A 14644-nucleotide genomic window follows, 5' to 3' on the forward strand; every position below is an offset into this window, starting at 1 on the left:
AAAAACTTAGGGCGCGTGCGCTACCCCGCGTCGAGGGCCCGCGTCAGATACCGGGCAACAGCACGCACGGCGGCCATGTTGTTGGAGTAATCCATTCGCGTTGGCCCGAGAAGGCCGAGCGTGGAACGTTGGCCGGCTGACGCATAGCCGGTTGTCATCAGGCTCGTTTGATCCAGCGCTGAAGCCCCTATTTCGTGGCCAATACTTACGGCCACTTCGGCACCGTCTCCCGCCATCTCGGTAAAGAGCTTCAGCAGGATCACTTGCTCCTCTATCGCGTCGAGCATGGGATAGATGCTGCCCACGAAGTCTTCTCCCGTGCGAACAAGATTGGCCGTTCCAGCCATGACGAGCCGCTGCTGGCGATTGACTTGGGCCTGCTCCACCAGGGTCGCTTCCAAGACCGTCGCCGCCGAAAAAAGATCGAGAGCAATATTTTGGGAAAGCTTGCCTAGGGCAGCGGCCACGCCGCCCAGACCTTCGCCGGCAACGTGAGAATTAATGTTTCCGCCCAGCTGGGCCAATTCACCGTCACTGAGCTCGCGATCTAACTCGACCAGGCGTTGATCCACGCGACCGTTATCGGTTATCAGCACGCTTAGTACGCGGCGAGGACCCACCTTGACGAGCTCCACATGCCGAACCTTTGCTGTCCCCAAAGAAGGGTACTGAACGATGGCGACCTGATTGGTGAGCTGGGACAGGAGACGAACTGTCCGGCCGAGGAGTTCATCAAAATCACCAGACTCGTCGAGGAACCGCTCAATGGCAACGCGTTGGGTGGAACTGATCTGTTTCACCTCGGCCAAGTGATCGACAAAGAGCCGATATCCCTTGTCTGTGGGAATGCGTCCACTTGATGTATGGGGTGCGGCAATGAGCTCCTCCTCTTCGAGAAGAGCCATGTCATTGCGGATTGTGGCCGCCGATACGCCGAAAGAGTGGCGATCAACAATGGACTTTGACCCCACTGGTTCTCTCGAGGAGACATAGTCCGTGACGATCGCTCGAAGGACTTCAAGGCCTCGCTGAGAAACCATATTCACGCTCCCTCGATCTCGTCACGTAGCGTCAATTTGGCACTCGCGCATTCTGAGTGCCAATTCTATCGAATCTCATCATCTAATATCGTGAAGTTGCGCTTGCTCGGATACCAAAATCACATCCGAACCGCGGTTATTCAGCGTCAGGAACGACATTCCACATTCCACCCTTTCCGTGGACGAGGTTTGGCAGTATGCAAACCACCGGCCAGGGTTGTCCAGGTCCAAATTGACGGGGAGAGTAGGACCGGGAACCGGATGGTGTCAAAGTCACGACGTCAAGCCAGTCGTCGAGGACAACAACAGGTCCAGCCGAGTGCCCGCATGCGGGTGCAACCAGTAAGCACCGGCAAAGGAGCGGTGAACTGTACTTTGAACAAAGGTATAGCTGCGATGGCGTTTTGAGTGAGGTTCGGAACACCGTGTATTTCGGTGCCCAAGAGATCCCGGGCCAATGAACGGTGGTTGTTTCGGAAAGTATGTTCACAACAGTTGCTTGGTGTTGGTCACCTGGGACTGCTGTCCGTTCATCACCGACTTTGCTCAACCCGATAGAGTTGCGCAGCAACGGTGAGGTTTGGTCGTACTGATGCCCCGAAAGCATGCGCCGGGCAGTGGAGCGTCCCATCCCCTTCGTTGACATCACCTCATCGAGGATTTTGGCTTTGTCTGACTTTGACGCTCCCGCGTAAACGTTTCTGAGTTTGTTCGTGACGTGTCGTCTTGCGACCATCGGAAATTTGCCTTCCATCATCAGGCAAGCTTGCCCCTGGATGGGGGGCTACGCGCTCAAAGAAGCTGAGGCACGTCGCCCCCTGCCGAAACCACAATAGGTCAACTAGAGTGTCTCCCAAAGGAGGTACGACCATGATGTATGGATGGTACGGCGGCGATTGGGGAATTGGCGCCTGGATAGTAATGGTGTTGGTAATGGTCCTTTTTTGGGGAGGAGTCGTCACGTTTGTGGTGTTCCTCGTGCGACGCCCACCCGGTGGGTCAGTTACACATTTGCCGAAACCTTCACACCACGACGCTGAGCTGATACTCAACGAACGCTTTGCGCGCGGCGAGATTGATACAGAAGAATATAACGCTCGCAGGGTTGCACTTCGACGCACATAAGCCCCCGCTTAAAACGCACCCCGTGGATGTCGCCGCAATTTCGATGACCTCCACACTTTTGGGGTGTCACGAACGATGGCATTCGGTACGGATTTCGACTTTCGTGAGGAACAAGTGACATGGGTACTACGACCGAAACCGCCGTGATGGAAGTAAAGGGCTTCTATTGGGCGTCGTCCAAAGCTGTCGCGGAGTTCGTGCTCTCCCGTCGGCTAGGGGTACTTAGCGGGCACGCAAACATGTCAATGGATTCAATGATCCGCGACATGCGCAACAGATTCCTTGTCGCGGCCATACTGTCGATACCGATCATCCTGTGGTCTCCGATCGGGCGTGAGGTTATCGGATACAGTGCACCCGCTCCGTTTGGCCTACGAGACGACTTCTTTTTACTCAGTCTGTCTCTTCCCGTAATTTTCTATTCGTCTTGGATATTCTTCGACGGTACATTCCGGGCTTTGCGGGCGCGAACCCTGGACATGATGGTCCTCGTGGCCGTCGGTGTGGGTGCAGGCTGGATTTACAGTTTGGTGGTGACCCTCACGGGAGGTGGCGACGTCTTCTATGAGGCCTCTACTGTCCTTGCCAGTTTTGTTCTGTTAGGACATTGGTTTGAGATGCGCGCTCAGGGTGGTGCCAACGATGCTGTTCGAACGTTATTGGAGCTGGCTCCCTCAAAAGCGTTTGTCATTCGTGATGGTGAACCGGTTGAAGTGAGCACGTCAGAGGTGGTCGCAGGAGACCTGATGCTGGTGCGGCCGGGTGCCAAAATTCCCACGGATGGTGTCGTCGAAGAAGGCGACTCTGACATTGACGAGTCAATGGTCATCGGGGAAAGCCTCCCTGTGGCGAAGTCGGCAGGTTCCACAGTCATTGGCGCCACCGTGAACACCACCGGGACACTCCGGGTTCGAGCGACCAAGGTGGGTGCGTGGCCGATTGCTGCTGAAGCGACTTCGCCGGCCTGCCGCGGCAGAATCACAGGAAGGTTGTAATAACTCATGAATGATGACCAAATGCCACACGATCCCGTCCTCACCCCCGATCAACTGAAGAACATCCATGCGTGGTGGCGCGCAGCGAACTATCTCTCCGTCGGTCAGATTTACCTCATGGACAACCCGCTCCTCCGAGAACCTCTATTACCTGAACACATCAAGCCGCGATTGTTAGGTCACTGGGGAACAACACCGGGCCTGAATTTCATCTATGCCCACCTAAATCGCAGCATCATGGCTCGTGATCTGGACATGATGTACATCATGGGACCCGGGCATGGCGGCCCAGGGCCGGTGGCAGCTGGATGGCTTGAAGGCACCTACAGCGAAACCTACCCGGACATTTCTCAGGACCTTGCCGGCATGAAACGGTTGTTCAGACAGTTCTCCTTCCCTGGTGGAATTCCCAGCCACGTAGCGCCGGAGACCCCCGGCTCTATCCACGAAGGCGGGGAGCTCGGATACGCCCTTTCCCACGCCTACGGTGCTGCCTTCGATAACCCCGAACTCATCGTTGCTACCGTTATCGGAGACGGAGAAGCCGAAACCGGTCCGCTGGCAGCGAGTTGGCACTCGAACAAGTTCATTAACCCTGCCCGTGACGGGGCAGTACTGCCCATCCTGCATCTGAACGGTTACAAAATCGCCAACCCAACAATTCTTGATCGGATCAGCCGTGAGGAACTCAACGATCTGCTACGCGGATATGGCCACACACCTTACTTCGTAGAGGGCAACGACCCCGACCAGATGCATCAAGACTTTGCACGAACCCTCGATGTCTGTCTCGACAAGATTCATGAAATCTGGCGGCAGGCGCGCGAAGATGGCAATCTAGAACGGCCGCGCTGGCCCATGATCGTTCTTCGATCTCCGAAGGGATGGACCGGACCGGCAGAGGTTGATGGCCAGAAAGTGGAGGGTACGTGGCGTTCACACCAAGTACCGTTTGCGGCAGCCCGCGAAAATGATAGTCACCGCGCGGTGCTCGAAACTTGGCTCCGTAGCTACCGACCCGAGGAACTCTTCGACGAATTAGGTGTTCCAGTAGCGACAATCCGCGAGCTACATCCCACCAGACAACGTCGCATGAGCGCCACACCTCACTCGAATGGTGGCATACTGCTGCGAGACCTCCGCATGCCAGCTTTCGCCGACTACGCCGTCCAGGTGGAAAACCCGGGCACCGGCTCCGTCGAATCCACCCGAGTTCTTGGCACATTTTTACGGGATGTGATGGCAGGGAACATGGATAATTTTCGCGTCTTTGCTCCCGACGAAAACAACTCAAACAGGTTAGACGCCGTGCTTGAAGTCACTGATCGGGCATGGAATGCCAGAATGATTCCCGGAGATGACCATCTTGCTCCAGACGGACGTGTTATGGAAATCCTGTCAGAACACACGTGTCAGGGCTGGCTGGAAGGATACCTGCTCACTGGTCGGCACGGTTTTTTCTCATGCTATGAGGCCTTCATCCACGTCATCGACTCGATGTTCAACCAACACGCAAAATGGCTGACTACGACCAACCACATTCCGTGGCGCAGACCGGTGGCTTCCTTGAACTATCTTTTGACATCGCACGTATGGCGGCAGGACCATAACGGTTTCTCCCACCAAGATCCAGGATTTATTGACCACGTCATGAACAAGAAAGCCGACGTGATTCGGGTGTACCTTCCACCAGATGCCAACACACTGTTATCTGTGGCCGACCACTGCCTGCGCAGCCGCCAATATGTCAATGTCATTGTGGCGGGTAAACAGCCACAAGTGCAGTATCTGGACATGCCTCAAGCCATCGAGCACTGCACCAAAGGCATTGGTATCTGGGATTGGGCCAGTTCCGATGCTGACAGCGAACCAGACGTTGTGATGGGCTGCGCGGGCGATGTTCCGACAATGGAAACTCTCGCCGCCGTGGAAATTCTCCGTTTCCATTTTCCAGACCTCCGAATTCGGTTTATTAACGTCGTGGATCTTATGCGTCTCCAAGACGACAGAGAACATTCCCACGGCCTATCTGGGTCCGATTTCGATGCTCTGTTTACGACAAACAAACCCGTAATTTTTACCTACCATGGCTACCCTTGGCTCATTCATCGCCTCACCTATCATCGAACGAACCACGCAAATTTCCATGTCCGCGGCTACAAAGAAGAGGGCACAACAACCACGCCTTTCGATATGTGCGTTCTCAATCAGATCGACCGGTTCAACCTCTCCATTGACGTCATCGATCGGGTTCCGCGCCTTCGAGACATCTCCGCCCACGTTCGAGAAGAACTGAAGAATAAACTGATAGAACATCGCCTCTACATCGAAACTCATGGCGAAGACATGCCGGAAATTAGAAACTGGCAGTGGTCAGCCTAAACCAGACCGTTTAGCTGATGTTTTCTTGGAGTCAACACGATGTCTTGTTGGATGAACCTGTGGAGAGTACTCTTTGGTGAAAATCCAAACATAAAAACTTTTAGGAGAGGTACGAATCATGTCCAGTCCACAAGAAAGTTCAGCTGTACCGAGTGGTTCGGTTCCCCCTCTCACGCAAGAGCAGGATCGACAGTGGGCTTCTTTTGCCCACCTCGGCGGAATCCTTGGCTTCCTGCCTGCCCTCATTATTTGGCTCGTCTTCAAGGACCGCGGCGAATTCACTAATCAGCAGGCCAAGGAAGCCTTGAACTTCCAGCTCACAATCGTGATCGCCTACATTGTTGGCACCGTCTTGACGGTGATTTTCGTCGGTGCCTTCATCACAATGGCGGCATGGGCGGTAAGCCTCATTTTCTCCATCATTGCCTTCACCAAAGCCAAAGAGGGTGTCGCCTACCGCTATCCCATTATCATTCGAATGATTAAGTAGGGTATTTTTCTGTCAAGACCTTATTTAAACAGGAGGAATCCATGGCAGAAAATGCACCATTAGTTGAGCCCGTAAGCCCCTACGCGGGCTTTACACAGCTTGCACCCTCCGATGAAAAACTCTGGGCAGCGCTGATCCAGTTCGGCGGCATTGGTTCGGGTTTCATCGTTCCGCTGCTGGGCTACCTTCTTCTTGGCAGGCGAGGGCCGTTCGTTCGTGAACACGCCGTCTCTGCTTTGAACTGGCAATTGACGCTCGTTTTGATCTACTTCGTCTCGACCATCTTGATGATTGTTGTCATTGGGTACCTGGTGTTCTTGGCCGCTTTCGTGCTGTCCATCGTGTTTGGCATCATCGCAACGCAACACGCCCACCGTGGCCAGCTCTACTCGTATCCCCTCGCCATTAAGTTTGTTTCGGTTTAGTTCCCGAAAGACAAACGCGTTAGACCAACCGACGGACGACTTCGTCGGCTCGAAGCCGCCCCGAAAGCGTCAGCACCAGCTGGCCGGAACGGGCGGCTTCGTACGTGATCAGCCCATCTGAAATGAGACCCGCAATCACCGTGGCAGGGAAATTTGCCCCCGAGGTTCCCTCCCGAAGGCGAATCTCCAGCAATACGCGCTCGATATCGCTGGCTGTCTCATCAGGTTCCTCTCGGCCGGCGGCAGGTGAAAGTCCTAAACTCAATTTCTGGGCATAGGCAGCGGGATGCTTGACGTTCCAAAAACGCGTGCCACCGATATGCGAGTGTGCCCCTGGACCAAAACCCCACCAATCCTGGTTTGTCCAGTACGAAAGGTTATGGCGAGAACGTTGGGTCTCAGATTTTGCCCAGTTACTCACCTCGTACCAATGAAAGCCGACGTCGCTGAGCATCTCTTCAGCTAACTCGTACATGTCTGCCTGGACGTCATCATCGGGAGTGGCTAGTTCACCGCGACGGATGCGCCGCTCGAGGGCTGTTCCCTTTTCTACGATGAGCGCATAGGCCGAAATATGACCCGTGTCGAGTGATATTGCCTGGTCCAATGACGCACGCCAGTCGTTCAATGACTCTCCAGGGGTTCCATAGATTAAGTCGACGCTGACCTCGAGGCCCACGTCTTTCGCCGCCTGAACGACGTCAGGAACTCTTTTCGGATCGTGCGTGCGATCGAGCGTGGCCAGAACGTGAGGCATCGCCGACTGCACGCCGAAGCTGACTCGAGTGAAACCGCCGGCAGCCAAAGACTCAAGGTATTGAGCGTCGACGGAGTCTGGGTTTGCCTCGGTCGTGATCTCAGCATTGGGTGACAACCCCCACGTTTTGCGCAAGGAACTCAATGCCCGCACAAGATCATCCGCTGGAAGAAGCGTAGGCGTGCCACCGCCAAAGAACACCGTTGAAAGTTGTCGTGCGGGCATTCCGGCAATACCAAGGACGGAAGCGGCTAGCGCAATCTCCCGTTCCACCTCATCGAGGTAATCAGTTTGTGGCGCCCCCTGTAACTCGGTTGACGTGTAGGTGTTGAAATCACAGTATCCGCAGCGAACACGACAAAAAGGAACGTGAACATACGCGCCAAACTCTCGCCCCACCGCCAGCGCTGCAGACCCGACAGGGAGCTTGCCGTCGGAGGGGGCAACGTCTCCGATAGGAAGAGGGCCGGCCATCCCTAGACCGATCTCGCGGGCAGGAGTGCGCGAACATAGCGACGCCGCACGATTCTCTGACGCAAACGAATGAGGGGGGAAAGGATCCGGCACCAGCGCCGTTTTCCAATCATCGTGACGGTGCGAACGACGGCGAAAACCGAGTCATCCTCGCGCCACTCAACACCAAAGTATTCCTCACCAACCGCCGGTGTTTCATCCAGAGTTCCCCAGCCATAACCGGCTCGACGAGCCTCTTGGATAACGTAGATCACTCGAAAAGCGGACGTCGACGAGAACGGTCGGAAGACACCGTTGACCTCCACGCTTTGGCCAGCGCTCACGGCCTGGGTCCCTTCGGCGGAGTACACAGCCTCAACCGGAGTCAATTCTGGACGTTGCGGCGTTCCAAATTCGGTGAACAGGAGGCCTTGATAACCGGTTGCATCGGCTTCGGTAATTTGCAAAATGCGAACTTGGGCACCCAACGGCATGCCCCAGGTCACGAGTGACGCTGCGGCAGCCTCAAACCGCGCTGCACCACTACCCAAACGACACTCGTCAAAAGTGGACCGAAAGCCCGTCGGCGGATAGGTCATGACATCACCCGCCTGGGTGCAGCCCACCGCGGCATACGTCACCGGGGAATCACTGAAAGTTTTGCGGCGCACGCCCGTTACTTCTTTTTGGTCTCGGTATCGCCCGAAAGCGCGGCGATGAACGCCTCCTGAGGTACTTCAACGCGTCCGACCATCTTCATGCGCTTCTTGCCCTCTTTTTGCTTCTCGAGGAGCTTGCGCTTTCGGGTGATGTCACCGCCGTAGCATTTGGCCAAAACATCCTTGCGAATCGCGCTGATGGTCTCACGAGCAATCATGCGAGCGCCGATAGCCGCCTGGATCGGAACCTCAAACTGTTGACGTGGGATGAGCTTCTTCAGGCGCTCCGTCATCAACAGTCCGTACGCGTAGGCCTTGTCACGGTGAACAATGGCGCTGAAGGCATCGACCTGTTCTCCTTGAAGGAGGATATCCACTTTGACAAGATCAGCTTCCTGGTCGCCGGCTGGTTCGTAGTCGAGTGAGGCGTAGCCCTGAGTGCGACTCTTGAGGTGGTCAAAGAAGTCAAACACGATCTCACCGAGGGGCATGTTGTAGCGCAGTTCAACCCGGTCTTCGCCCAAGAATTCCATGCCCAGCAGGGTTCCGCGACGGCTTTGGCACAGTTCCATGATCACGCCAACATAATCCTTAGGAGCCAAGATGGCTGTTTTCACAACCGGCTCCCGAACCGACTTAATCTTGCCATCGGGATACTCGCTGGGGTTCGTGACGGTGACGGTATTTTTATCTTCCGTGGTCACCTCGTAGGGAACGCTCGGAGCCGTTGCAATGAGATCTAGGTTAAATTCGCGCTCGAGACGTTCGGTGATGATCTCGAGGTGAAGCAACCCGAGGAATCCGCAACGGAATCCGAAACCAAGAGCCACAGATGTCTCCGGCTCATAGTTCAACGAGGCGTCAGAAAGCTTGAGCTTGTCCAGGGCCTCGCGCAAGATTGGATAGTCACTGCCATCAATGGGATACAGGCCAGAGAAAACCATGGGCTTCGGCTCGGTGTATCCGGGGAGGGCCACCGTCGCCGGTTTGAGCTGATCGGTTATGGTGTCGCCAACCTTGGACTGACGTACATCTTTCACACCGGTGATCAGATAACCAACCTCGCCGACTCCGAGGCCCTTTGTCGCGGTGGGTTCGGGTGCCGAAACCCCAATTTCGAGGAGTTCGTGGGACGCCTTGGTTGACATCATTTGGATGCGCTGACGAGCACTGAGGTGGCCGTCAATCACACGAACATACGTCACCACACCGCGATACGCATCGTAAACCGAGTCGAAAATCATGGCCCGTGTCGGTGCCTTCGGGTCACCCTTGGGAGCGGGAATCTGAGCAACCACAAGGTCAAGTAGTTCGGACACCCCCAGGCCGGTCTTACCAGAAACCCGCAGGACGTCTTCAGGCTTGCCGCCGATGAGACTGGCCAATTCCTTGGCGTACTTCTCAGGGTCCGCGGCCGGCAAGTCAATTTTGTTGAGGACAGGGATGACGGTGAGGTCATTTTCAAGCGCTAAGTAAAGGTTTGCGAGCGTTTGGGCTTCAATGCCCTGAGCCGCGTCAACGAGAAGAACCGCGCCCTCACACGCTGCCAACGAGCGACTCACCTCATACGTGAAGTCAACGTGACCAGGAGTGTCAATCATGTTGAGGGCGTACGTTTCGCCGTCAACTTCCCAGGGCATGCGCACTGCCTGAGACTTGATCGTGATTCCACGCTCGCGCTCGATATCCATGCGATCAAGATATTGAGCACGCATCGAGCGGTCGTCGACAATTCCCGTGATTTGGAGCATGCGGTCGGCAAGGGTCGACTTGCCATGGTCGATGTGCGCAATGATGCTGAAGTTACGAATCTTCGCGGGATCGGTAGACGATGGCTGGAGTGGGTTACGGGCTCGAGGTGACATACTGCTCTAAGTCTCCCACGCCGGAGCACTCAAGTTTTCTCATCGGGCGCCGTTGCTGGTAGTGTTAGCCCTTGGCTTATGTGTGGTCCCGCTGCACGAGACGTCGGTGAGTGCCCTCTACCGCCCATCGACACATCCGAAACGTACATAACAACGAGTGAAAGACACGGTTCACGTGGCAAACATTAAGTCGCAAATCAAGCGCATTGGTACCAACAACAAAGCTAACGAGCGCAACAAGGCAGTGAAGAGCGAAGTCCGGACTGCTGTCCGCGCTGCGCGTACTGCCGTCACGGCTGGCGACAAGGACAAGGCCACTGCGGCTCTGGTTCTGGCATCGACGAAACTCGACAAGGCTGTCAGCAAGGGTGTTCTGCACAAGAACAACGCTGCGAACCGCAAGTCGGCTATCGCTAAGTCGGTTGCTGCTCTCTAAACCACAAGATTACGCTTTCGGCCCTCACTTCGGTGGGGGCCTTTTGCGTGCCACGTGCGGCCGGGTGGGGTCTTAAGGTGACCTTCGGTGGCTAATCGCGACCGTACGATGCCACAATCATGACCATTCGTTCCACGGCATATACCGGGTCGCGGCCCCCGCCCTTAACGTTTGCGTCAGCATCCGCAATCGCTTCAATGGCACGGGCTAGCCCGGGTTCGTTCCAGCCCTGAAGGTCTTTTCGGGCTCGATCGATCTGCCACGGCGCGGCACCAACGGCCCCCGCGAGCTCCCCCGCGCTCCGTCGATCTCCGGAGATCTTTGCCATCAGTCGTAGCTTTGCCGCAAAGGCCGCGACCACGGGTACCGGATCGGCTCCCGAGCTGAGGGCGTGGCGCAACGTGAGGAGTGCATCACCAAGACGACCCGCGACCGCGGAGTCGACAACTTTGAATGCCGTTGCCTCGATCCGTCCACCGTAGTAGTCATCCACTGTGCGATCAGAAATTTCTCCCACGGCATCAGAGATCAGTTGTTGGCAGGCGGAGGCGAGTTCGGCGCCGGAACCCGCGAAGGCCGAAACGAGGGATCGCAACGCACCGGCGGAAATTTTTCGTCCGGCCTGACGGAACTCTCCCGTGGCGAAGTCGAACTTGTCGCTGTCGCTCTTCAGCTCTGCACAGATGATTTCAATTCCGCCGCCGTTACCAGCACGAAGGGAATCCAAAAGTTTTTTGCCGCGCACTCCCCCATCGTGACGAAGGATGACCGTGGTCTCGGAATCGGGGCTCGCAACGTAGTCGAGTGCATCGACGAGGAAATCGTCGTTACATTTCTCCACGTTGCTCACACGAATGAGGCGCGGCTCCCCAAAAAGCGACGGGCTGGCGAGAGTAAGAAGTTGACCCGGCGAATAGCTACTGGCATCAACGTCACTGACTTCGAGGCTGGGATCCGCAGCGCGAAGCTGCTCTCTAATCATGGAAATCGCTCGGTCAGCGAGAAAGCCTTCCCCACCAGAGACGAGTACGAGAGGAGCAGGTTTTGCGGCGCTCCACGAAAGTTGAGCAATGGCAACTTTCGCCTTGTTGGCTCGAGGTGATGCTGCGACTGCCACGGGTTCTCCTTGTAGAAAACAGCCTACCGTTCACTCCACACGGAGAGGCGTCCCTCATGGGCGCTCACGACGATGAGCCCGTGTTCATCGGTGCGCGTCACACTCGTTCCCACCTCTCGGAGCATGTCCAATGCCTTCGCAGTGGGATGCCCGTAACCGTTCTCTTTTCCAACCGAAACGATGCCAAGCGTAGCCTCGAGTCTTCTGTACAGGGCATAACTCTGATCACCGGAGCCATGGTGCGCCACTTTCACAACGTCAACGGCGGCAATGGGAGCATCGCGCATGAGTGCGTTTTGAGCGTCCTCCCCCAAGTCTCCCAAAAAGATGACCGTAAGACGGGGCGTCTCCACGCGCACGGTAATGCTGCCCGGGTTGCCATCTTGCATCGACGGGTAGTCAGGTGCAGGCCACAACACTTGCCAGGTCGAGTTTCCCAATTCGCCGCGGTCGCCCTTATTGCCGCGCTCCACGCTCGCACCGCCCACCACGAGGTCTTCGACGATGCCGTTCTCCTGCGCATTCTGAGGTGTTCCGACCAGAGCACTGTCGACCTTGCCGTTCACTGCGGCCACTCCCCCGACGTGGTCCAGGTCGTAGTGGGTCAGAATGAGGAGGTCGATTCTGGTGATGCCCAGTTGATTCAGACAGGTCGCGAGCGGTTCCGGTTTGCGTCCCGTGTCGATGAGGGCAATCGAATCGCCATCACGAAAAAGAACAGCATCACCCTGCCCGACATCACACGCAGCGATGATCCAGTCGTCCGGAATGCGCGCAGCAAAGAGAAGGCCACCAACAAAAGCACTGAGGACGTAGATTCCGGTGCCGAGAATCACGCTGAATCCTAGGAGGCGGCGCACCGGTGTGCGTGGGTGTAGGAGCATGACGACGATGTCCACCGAAGTCAATGACGCCAAAATCACGCCGGGACCTCCCGCCAACCACGCGACGGAGGGGCTCGGTAACGTCGAAAATACCATTGCTGTCTGCCCAATCCACTGTGCGGGGAGCCAAGAAATCCACAGCAGAAGGTGCCCCAACGGTGCAAAGAATGGCAACACAAGGCAGGCGACGAGACCGGTCACCGTTGCCAAGGGTGCGGCCGGACCGGCGATGACATTGGCCAGCACGCCATAAGTGGGGATCTGTGGCTGGAGAAGGATGATGACGGGTTGGCAGGCCAATTGCGCCGCCAACGGTATGGAGATGAGCATCGCCGGCAACTGCGGCATGAAGCGCGACAACGACTGGGCAAGGGGGCGTGCCAGCACGAGAAGTCCCGCCGTGGCGCTGACCGAGAGAATGAATCCGAAGTCGATTGCCCACCACGGATTAATAATCAGCATGACGACCGCGGCAAACGACAGTAACGGCAGTCCCGTGCCGGGTCGTCCGACTGCCAACGTAATGAGAACCACGGTGGACATCACGGCAGCCCGTACGACCGACGCCTCGGGCGTGATGAGCACGACGAAGAGCGTCAGCGCGAGAACGGCCCCCGTCACTCGCCATGTTCTCGACAGGCCCAACTTTGCTCCCAGAATCATGATGGATGCTGTCACGATGACGCAATTAGCTCCTGAAACGGCGGTGATGTGCGTGAGCGAGACGACTTTCATGGCCGTTTCGAGGCTCTCACTCACCGCTGAGGTGTCACCAATAGCTAGCCCTGGAATCAGCTGTCCGCCAACACCCGGGAGTGATGATGCGGCCCCCGAGAGGCCCTCCCGAAGGGCCTGCGCCCACAGCAAAAACCACGGGTAGTCACCTGTAGGATCTTTGTCCCACGGTTTGATGTCCACATGGCTAGGCGCGTGCACCAGGATCGAGAGACACAACGCCAGCGTCAAAAAGGATGCCAATGCAACCGCGGGCAGGAGGCCACGAACCCAGTTGTCATCGCGTGCAGCGCCTGTGCCGCTAGAGAAATGTGGTGCCTTGAGGCGGCTGGCGGTAAAAGTCGTGACGACAGCGAGAAGTGCCGCGATGACGGCCACCAACCATGTCAGCCCAGAGAGAGTTGCCGGGGAGGCTCCCTCGTTCGGCGCCAAGAGTGCAACCACCGCCGCCCAAGCTCCGAGGACGGGGAGGGCGAGCCGGGCATCCGCCTTCACAGTGTCACCAAATCACGGATGTTCGCCATCACCTTGTCGCCTATGCCAGACACCTCGCTCAGCTGCTCGATGCTCGTGAAACCGCCGGTGGCGTCGCGCCAGTCGATGATACGTTGGGCAAGGGCTGGCCCAATTCCTGGAAGAGTGTCGAGTTCGGCGACACCAGCTGTTCCCAAGCTGACCTGTGCGCCACCAGCCCCGGATGCACCCGCCTGCGTGTTGGAAGCCGAATTGGGGTTCGTCGAATCCGCGCGACCTCCACCCGCTGCGGAGCAGAGCGCCTCGTTTCCGGCAGCGCCATCCGCCGTTGCCGGAACAACAATTTGCTGACCGTCTTCGATGGAGTGCGCAAGGTTAATGGCGCAGGGGTCCGCCGTGGTCGCGAGTCCGCCCGCTGCCATGACCGCATCAACGACGCGAGCATCGACCCTCACTGCGTATAGCCCCGGCACCTGCACGGCGCCCACGACGTGCACAAAGATCTCACCGCCGGATGTTCCCGACTCTCCAGATGAAGCGGTGGCTTCCGTCGTTCCCGGCATCGGTGTCGACGCGGACATGAGGAGGTCTCCGGGAACCCCCGACTCTGCCCCGAGGGTGGCGATGGAGGACACCACGATGGTAATGACGATGGCCACCGCCCCTAGGACCAAACTCGCCCCCACAGCAATGCGCCACCGCACGCGCTGAGCAGAATTTTCTAGCTGCGCAAGGGACGTTGTTACGCCGTCATCGAGTCCTAGGAGGTTGCGAAGGAGCTCTGTGACACGGCGCATGTACCCACGT

At 57.0% G+C, this 14644-nt stretch carries 12 protein-coding genes; 5 read left to right on the forward strand and 7 right to left on the reverse strand.

What is annotated here, in order from left to right; all coding sequences use genetic code 11:
• Nucleotides 1-20: 20 nt before the first annotated feature.
• Nucleotides 21-1040, reverse strand: coding sequence for a heat-inducible transcriptional repressor HrcA (hrcA, locus tag FB555_RS03495; RefSeq protein ID WP_182484020.1), 1020 nt, complete (start codon nt 1038-1040; stop codon nt 21-23).
• Nucleotides 1041-2284: 1244 nt separating this feature from the next.
• On the opposite strand from hrcA, the gene FB555_RS03505 reads away from it, so the two are divergent.
• The 4 genes from FB555_RS03505 to FB555_RS03520 all read left to right on the forward strand — a co-directional run bounded on the left by FB555_RS03505 (nt 2285) and on the right by FB555_RS03520 (nt 6457).
• The gene (locus FB555_RS03505; protein WP_246323504.1) at nt 2285-3160 is read left to right on the forward strand and encodes a P-type ATPase actuator domain-containing protein; all 876 of its coding nucleotides are present in this window, start codon (nt 2285-2287) and stop codon (nt 3158-3160) included.
• Nucleotides 3161-3181: 21 nt separating this feature from the next.
• Nucleotides 3182-5542, forward strand: a complete 2361-nt coding sequence (locus tag FB555_RS03510) for a phosphoketolase family protein (protein ID WP_182484022.1) — start codon at nt 3182-3184, stop codon at nt 5540-5542.
• Nucleotides 5543-5660: 118 nt separating this feature from the next.
• Entirely contained in the window at nt 5661-6032 is a 372-nt protein-coding gene (locus FB555_RS03515; protein ID WP_182484023.1) for a DUF4870 domain-containing protein, read from the forward strand.
• 41 nt (nt 6033-6073) lie between these two features.
• On the forward strand, nt 6074-6457 hold the full coding sequence (locus tag FB555_RS03520) for a DUF4870 domain-containing protein (protein ID WP_182484024.1): 384 nt from the start codon (nt 6074-6076) through the stop codon (nt 6455-6457).
• Between the two features lie 19 nt (nt 6458-6476).
• On the opposite strand, the gene hemW is transcribed toward FB555_RS03520, so the two are convergent.
• Genes hemW through lepA form a run of 3 tightly spaced genes read right to left on the reverse strand, consistent with a single transcriptional unit; the run spans nt 6477 to nt 10191 of the window.
• Nucleotides 6477-7688, reverse strand: coding sequence for a radical SAM family heme chaperone HemW (gene hemW / locus FB555_RS03525; protein WP_182484025.1), 1212 nt, complete (start codon nt 7686-7688; stop codon nt 6477-6479).
• A 2-nt stretch (nt 7689-7690) separates the two neighbouring features.
• On the reverse strand, nt 7691-8338 hold the full coding sequence (locus FB555_RS03530) for a DUF1990 family protein (RefSeq protein ID WP_182484026.1): 648 nt from the start codon (nt 8336-8338) through the stop codon (nt 7691-7693).
• Nucleotides 8339-8343: 5 nt separating this feature from the next.
• On the reverse strand, nt 8344-10191 hold the full coding sequence (gene lepA / locus FB555_RS03535; protein ID WP_182484027.1) for a translation elongation factor 4: 1848 nt from the start codon (nt 10189-10191) through the stop codon (nt 8344-8346).
• A 175-nt stretch (nt 10192-10366) separates the two neighbouring features.
• Here lepA and rpsT point away from each other — a divergent pair, with 175 nt between their 5' ends.
• The gene (rpsT, locus tag FB555_RS03540; protein WP_182484028.1) at nt 10367-10627 is read left to right on the forward strand and encodes a 30S ribosomal protein S20; all 261 of its coding nucleotides are present in this window, start codon (nt 10367-10369) and stop codon (nt 10625-10627) included.
• Between the two features lie 91 nt (nt 10628-10718).
• Here the strand turns inward: rpsT and holA are convergent, their stop codons facing one another.
• Genes holA through FB555_RS03555 form a run of 3 tightly spaced genes read right to left on the reverse strand, consistent with a single transcriptional unit; the run spans nt 10719 to nt 14634 of the window.
• Nucleotides 10719-11744 (reverse strand): DNA polymerase III subunit delta, encoded by a 1026-nt coding sequence (holA, locus tag FB555_RS03545; protein ID WP_182484029.1) that lies wholly within the window; start codon nt 11742-11744, stop codon nt 10719-10721.
• A 23-nt stretch (nt 11745-11767) separates the two neighbouring features.
• Nucleotides 11768-13858, reverse strand: coding sequence for a ComEC/Rec2 family competence protein (locus tag FB555_RS03550; RefSeq protein ID WP_182484030.1), 2091 nt, complete (start codon nt 13856-13858; stop codon nt 11768-11770).
• Entirely contained in the window at nt 13855-14634 is a 780-nt protein-coding gene (locus FB555_RS03555) for a ComEA family DNA-binding protein (protein WP_182484031.1), read from the reverse strand. Before FB555_RS03555 ends, FB555_RS03550 begins: the two co-directional genes overlap by 4 nt.
• Between the last annotated feature and the right edge of the window lie 10 nt (nt 14635-14644).

The organism is Alpinimonas psychrophila (assembly GCF_014137865.1).
Classification (GTDB): Bacteria; Actinomycetota; Actinomycetes; order Actinomycetales; family Microbacteriaceae; genus Alpinimonas; species Alpinimonas psychrophila.

Coding starts and splice junctions, on each gene's coding strand:
- hrcA (WP_182484020.1), bottom strand. CDS start 1,040: ATGGTTTCTCAGCGAGGCCTTGAAGTCCTTCGAGCGATCGTCACGGAC.
- FB555_RS03505 (WP_246323504.1), top strand. CDS start 2,285: ATGGGTACTACGACCGAAACCGCCGTGATGGAAGTAAAGGGCTTCTAT.
- FB555_RS03510 (WP_182484022.1), top strand. CDS start 3,182: ATGCCACACGATCCCGTCCTCACCCCCGATCAACTGAAGAACATCCAT.
- FB555_RS03515 (WP_182484023.1), top strand. CDS start 5,661: ATGTCCAGTCCACAAGAAAGTTCAGCTGTACCGAGTGGTTCGGTTCCC.
- FB555_RS03520 (WP_182484024.1), top strand. CDS start 6,074: ATGGCAGAAAATGCACCATTAGTTGAGCCCGTAAGCCCCTACGCGGGC.
- hemW (WP_182484025.1), bottom strand. CDS start 7,688: ATGGCCGGCCCTCTTCCTATCGGAGACGTTGCCCCCTCCGACGGCAAG.
- lepA (WP_182484027.1), bottom strand. CDS start 10,191: ATGTCACCTCGAGCCCGTAACCCACTCCAGCCATCGTCTACCGATCCC.
- FB555_RS03555 (WP_182484031.1), bottom strand. CDS start 14,634: ATGCGCCGTGTCACAGAGCTCCTTCGCAACCTCCTAGGACTCGATGAC.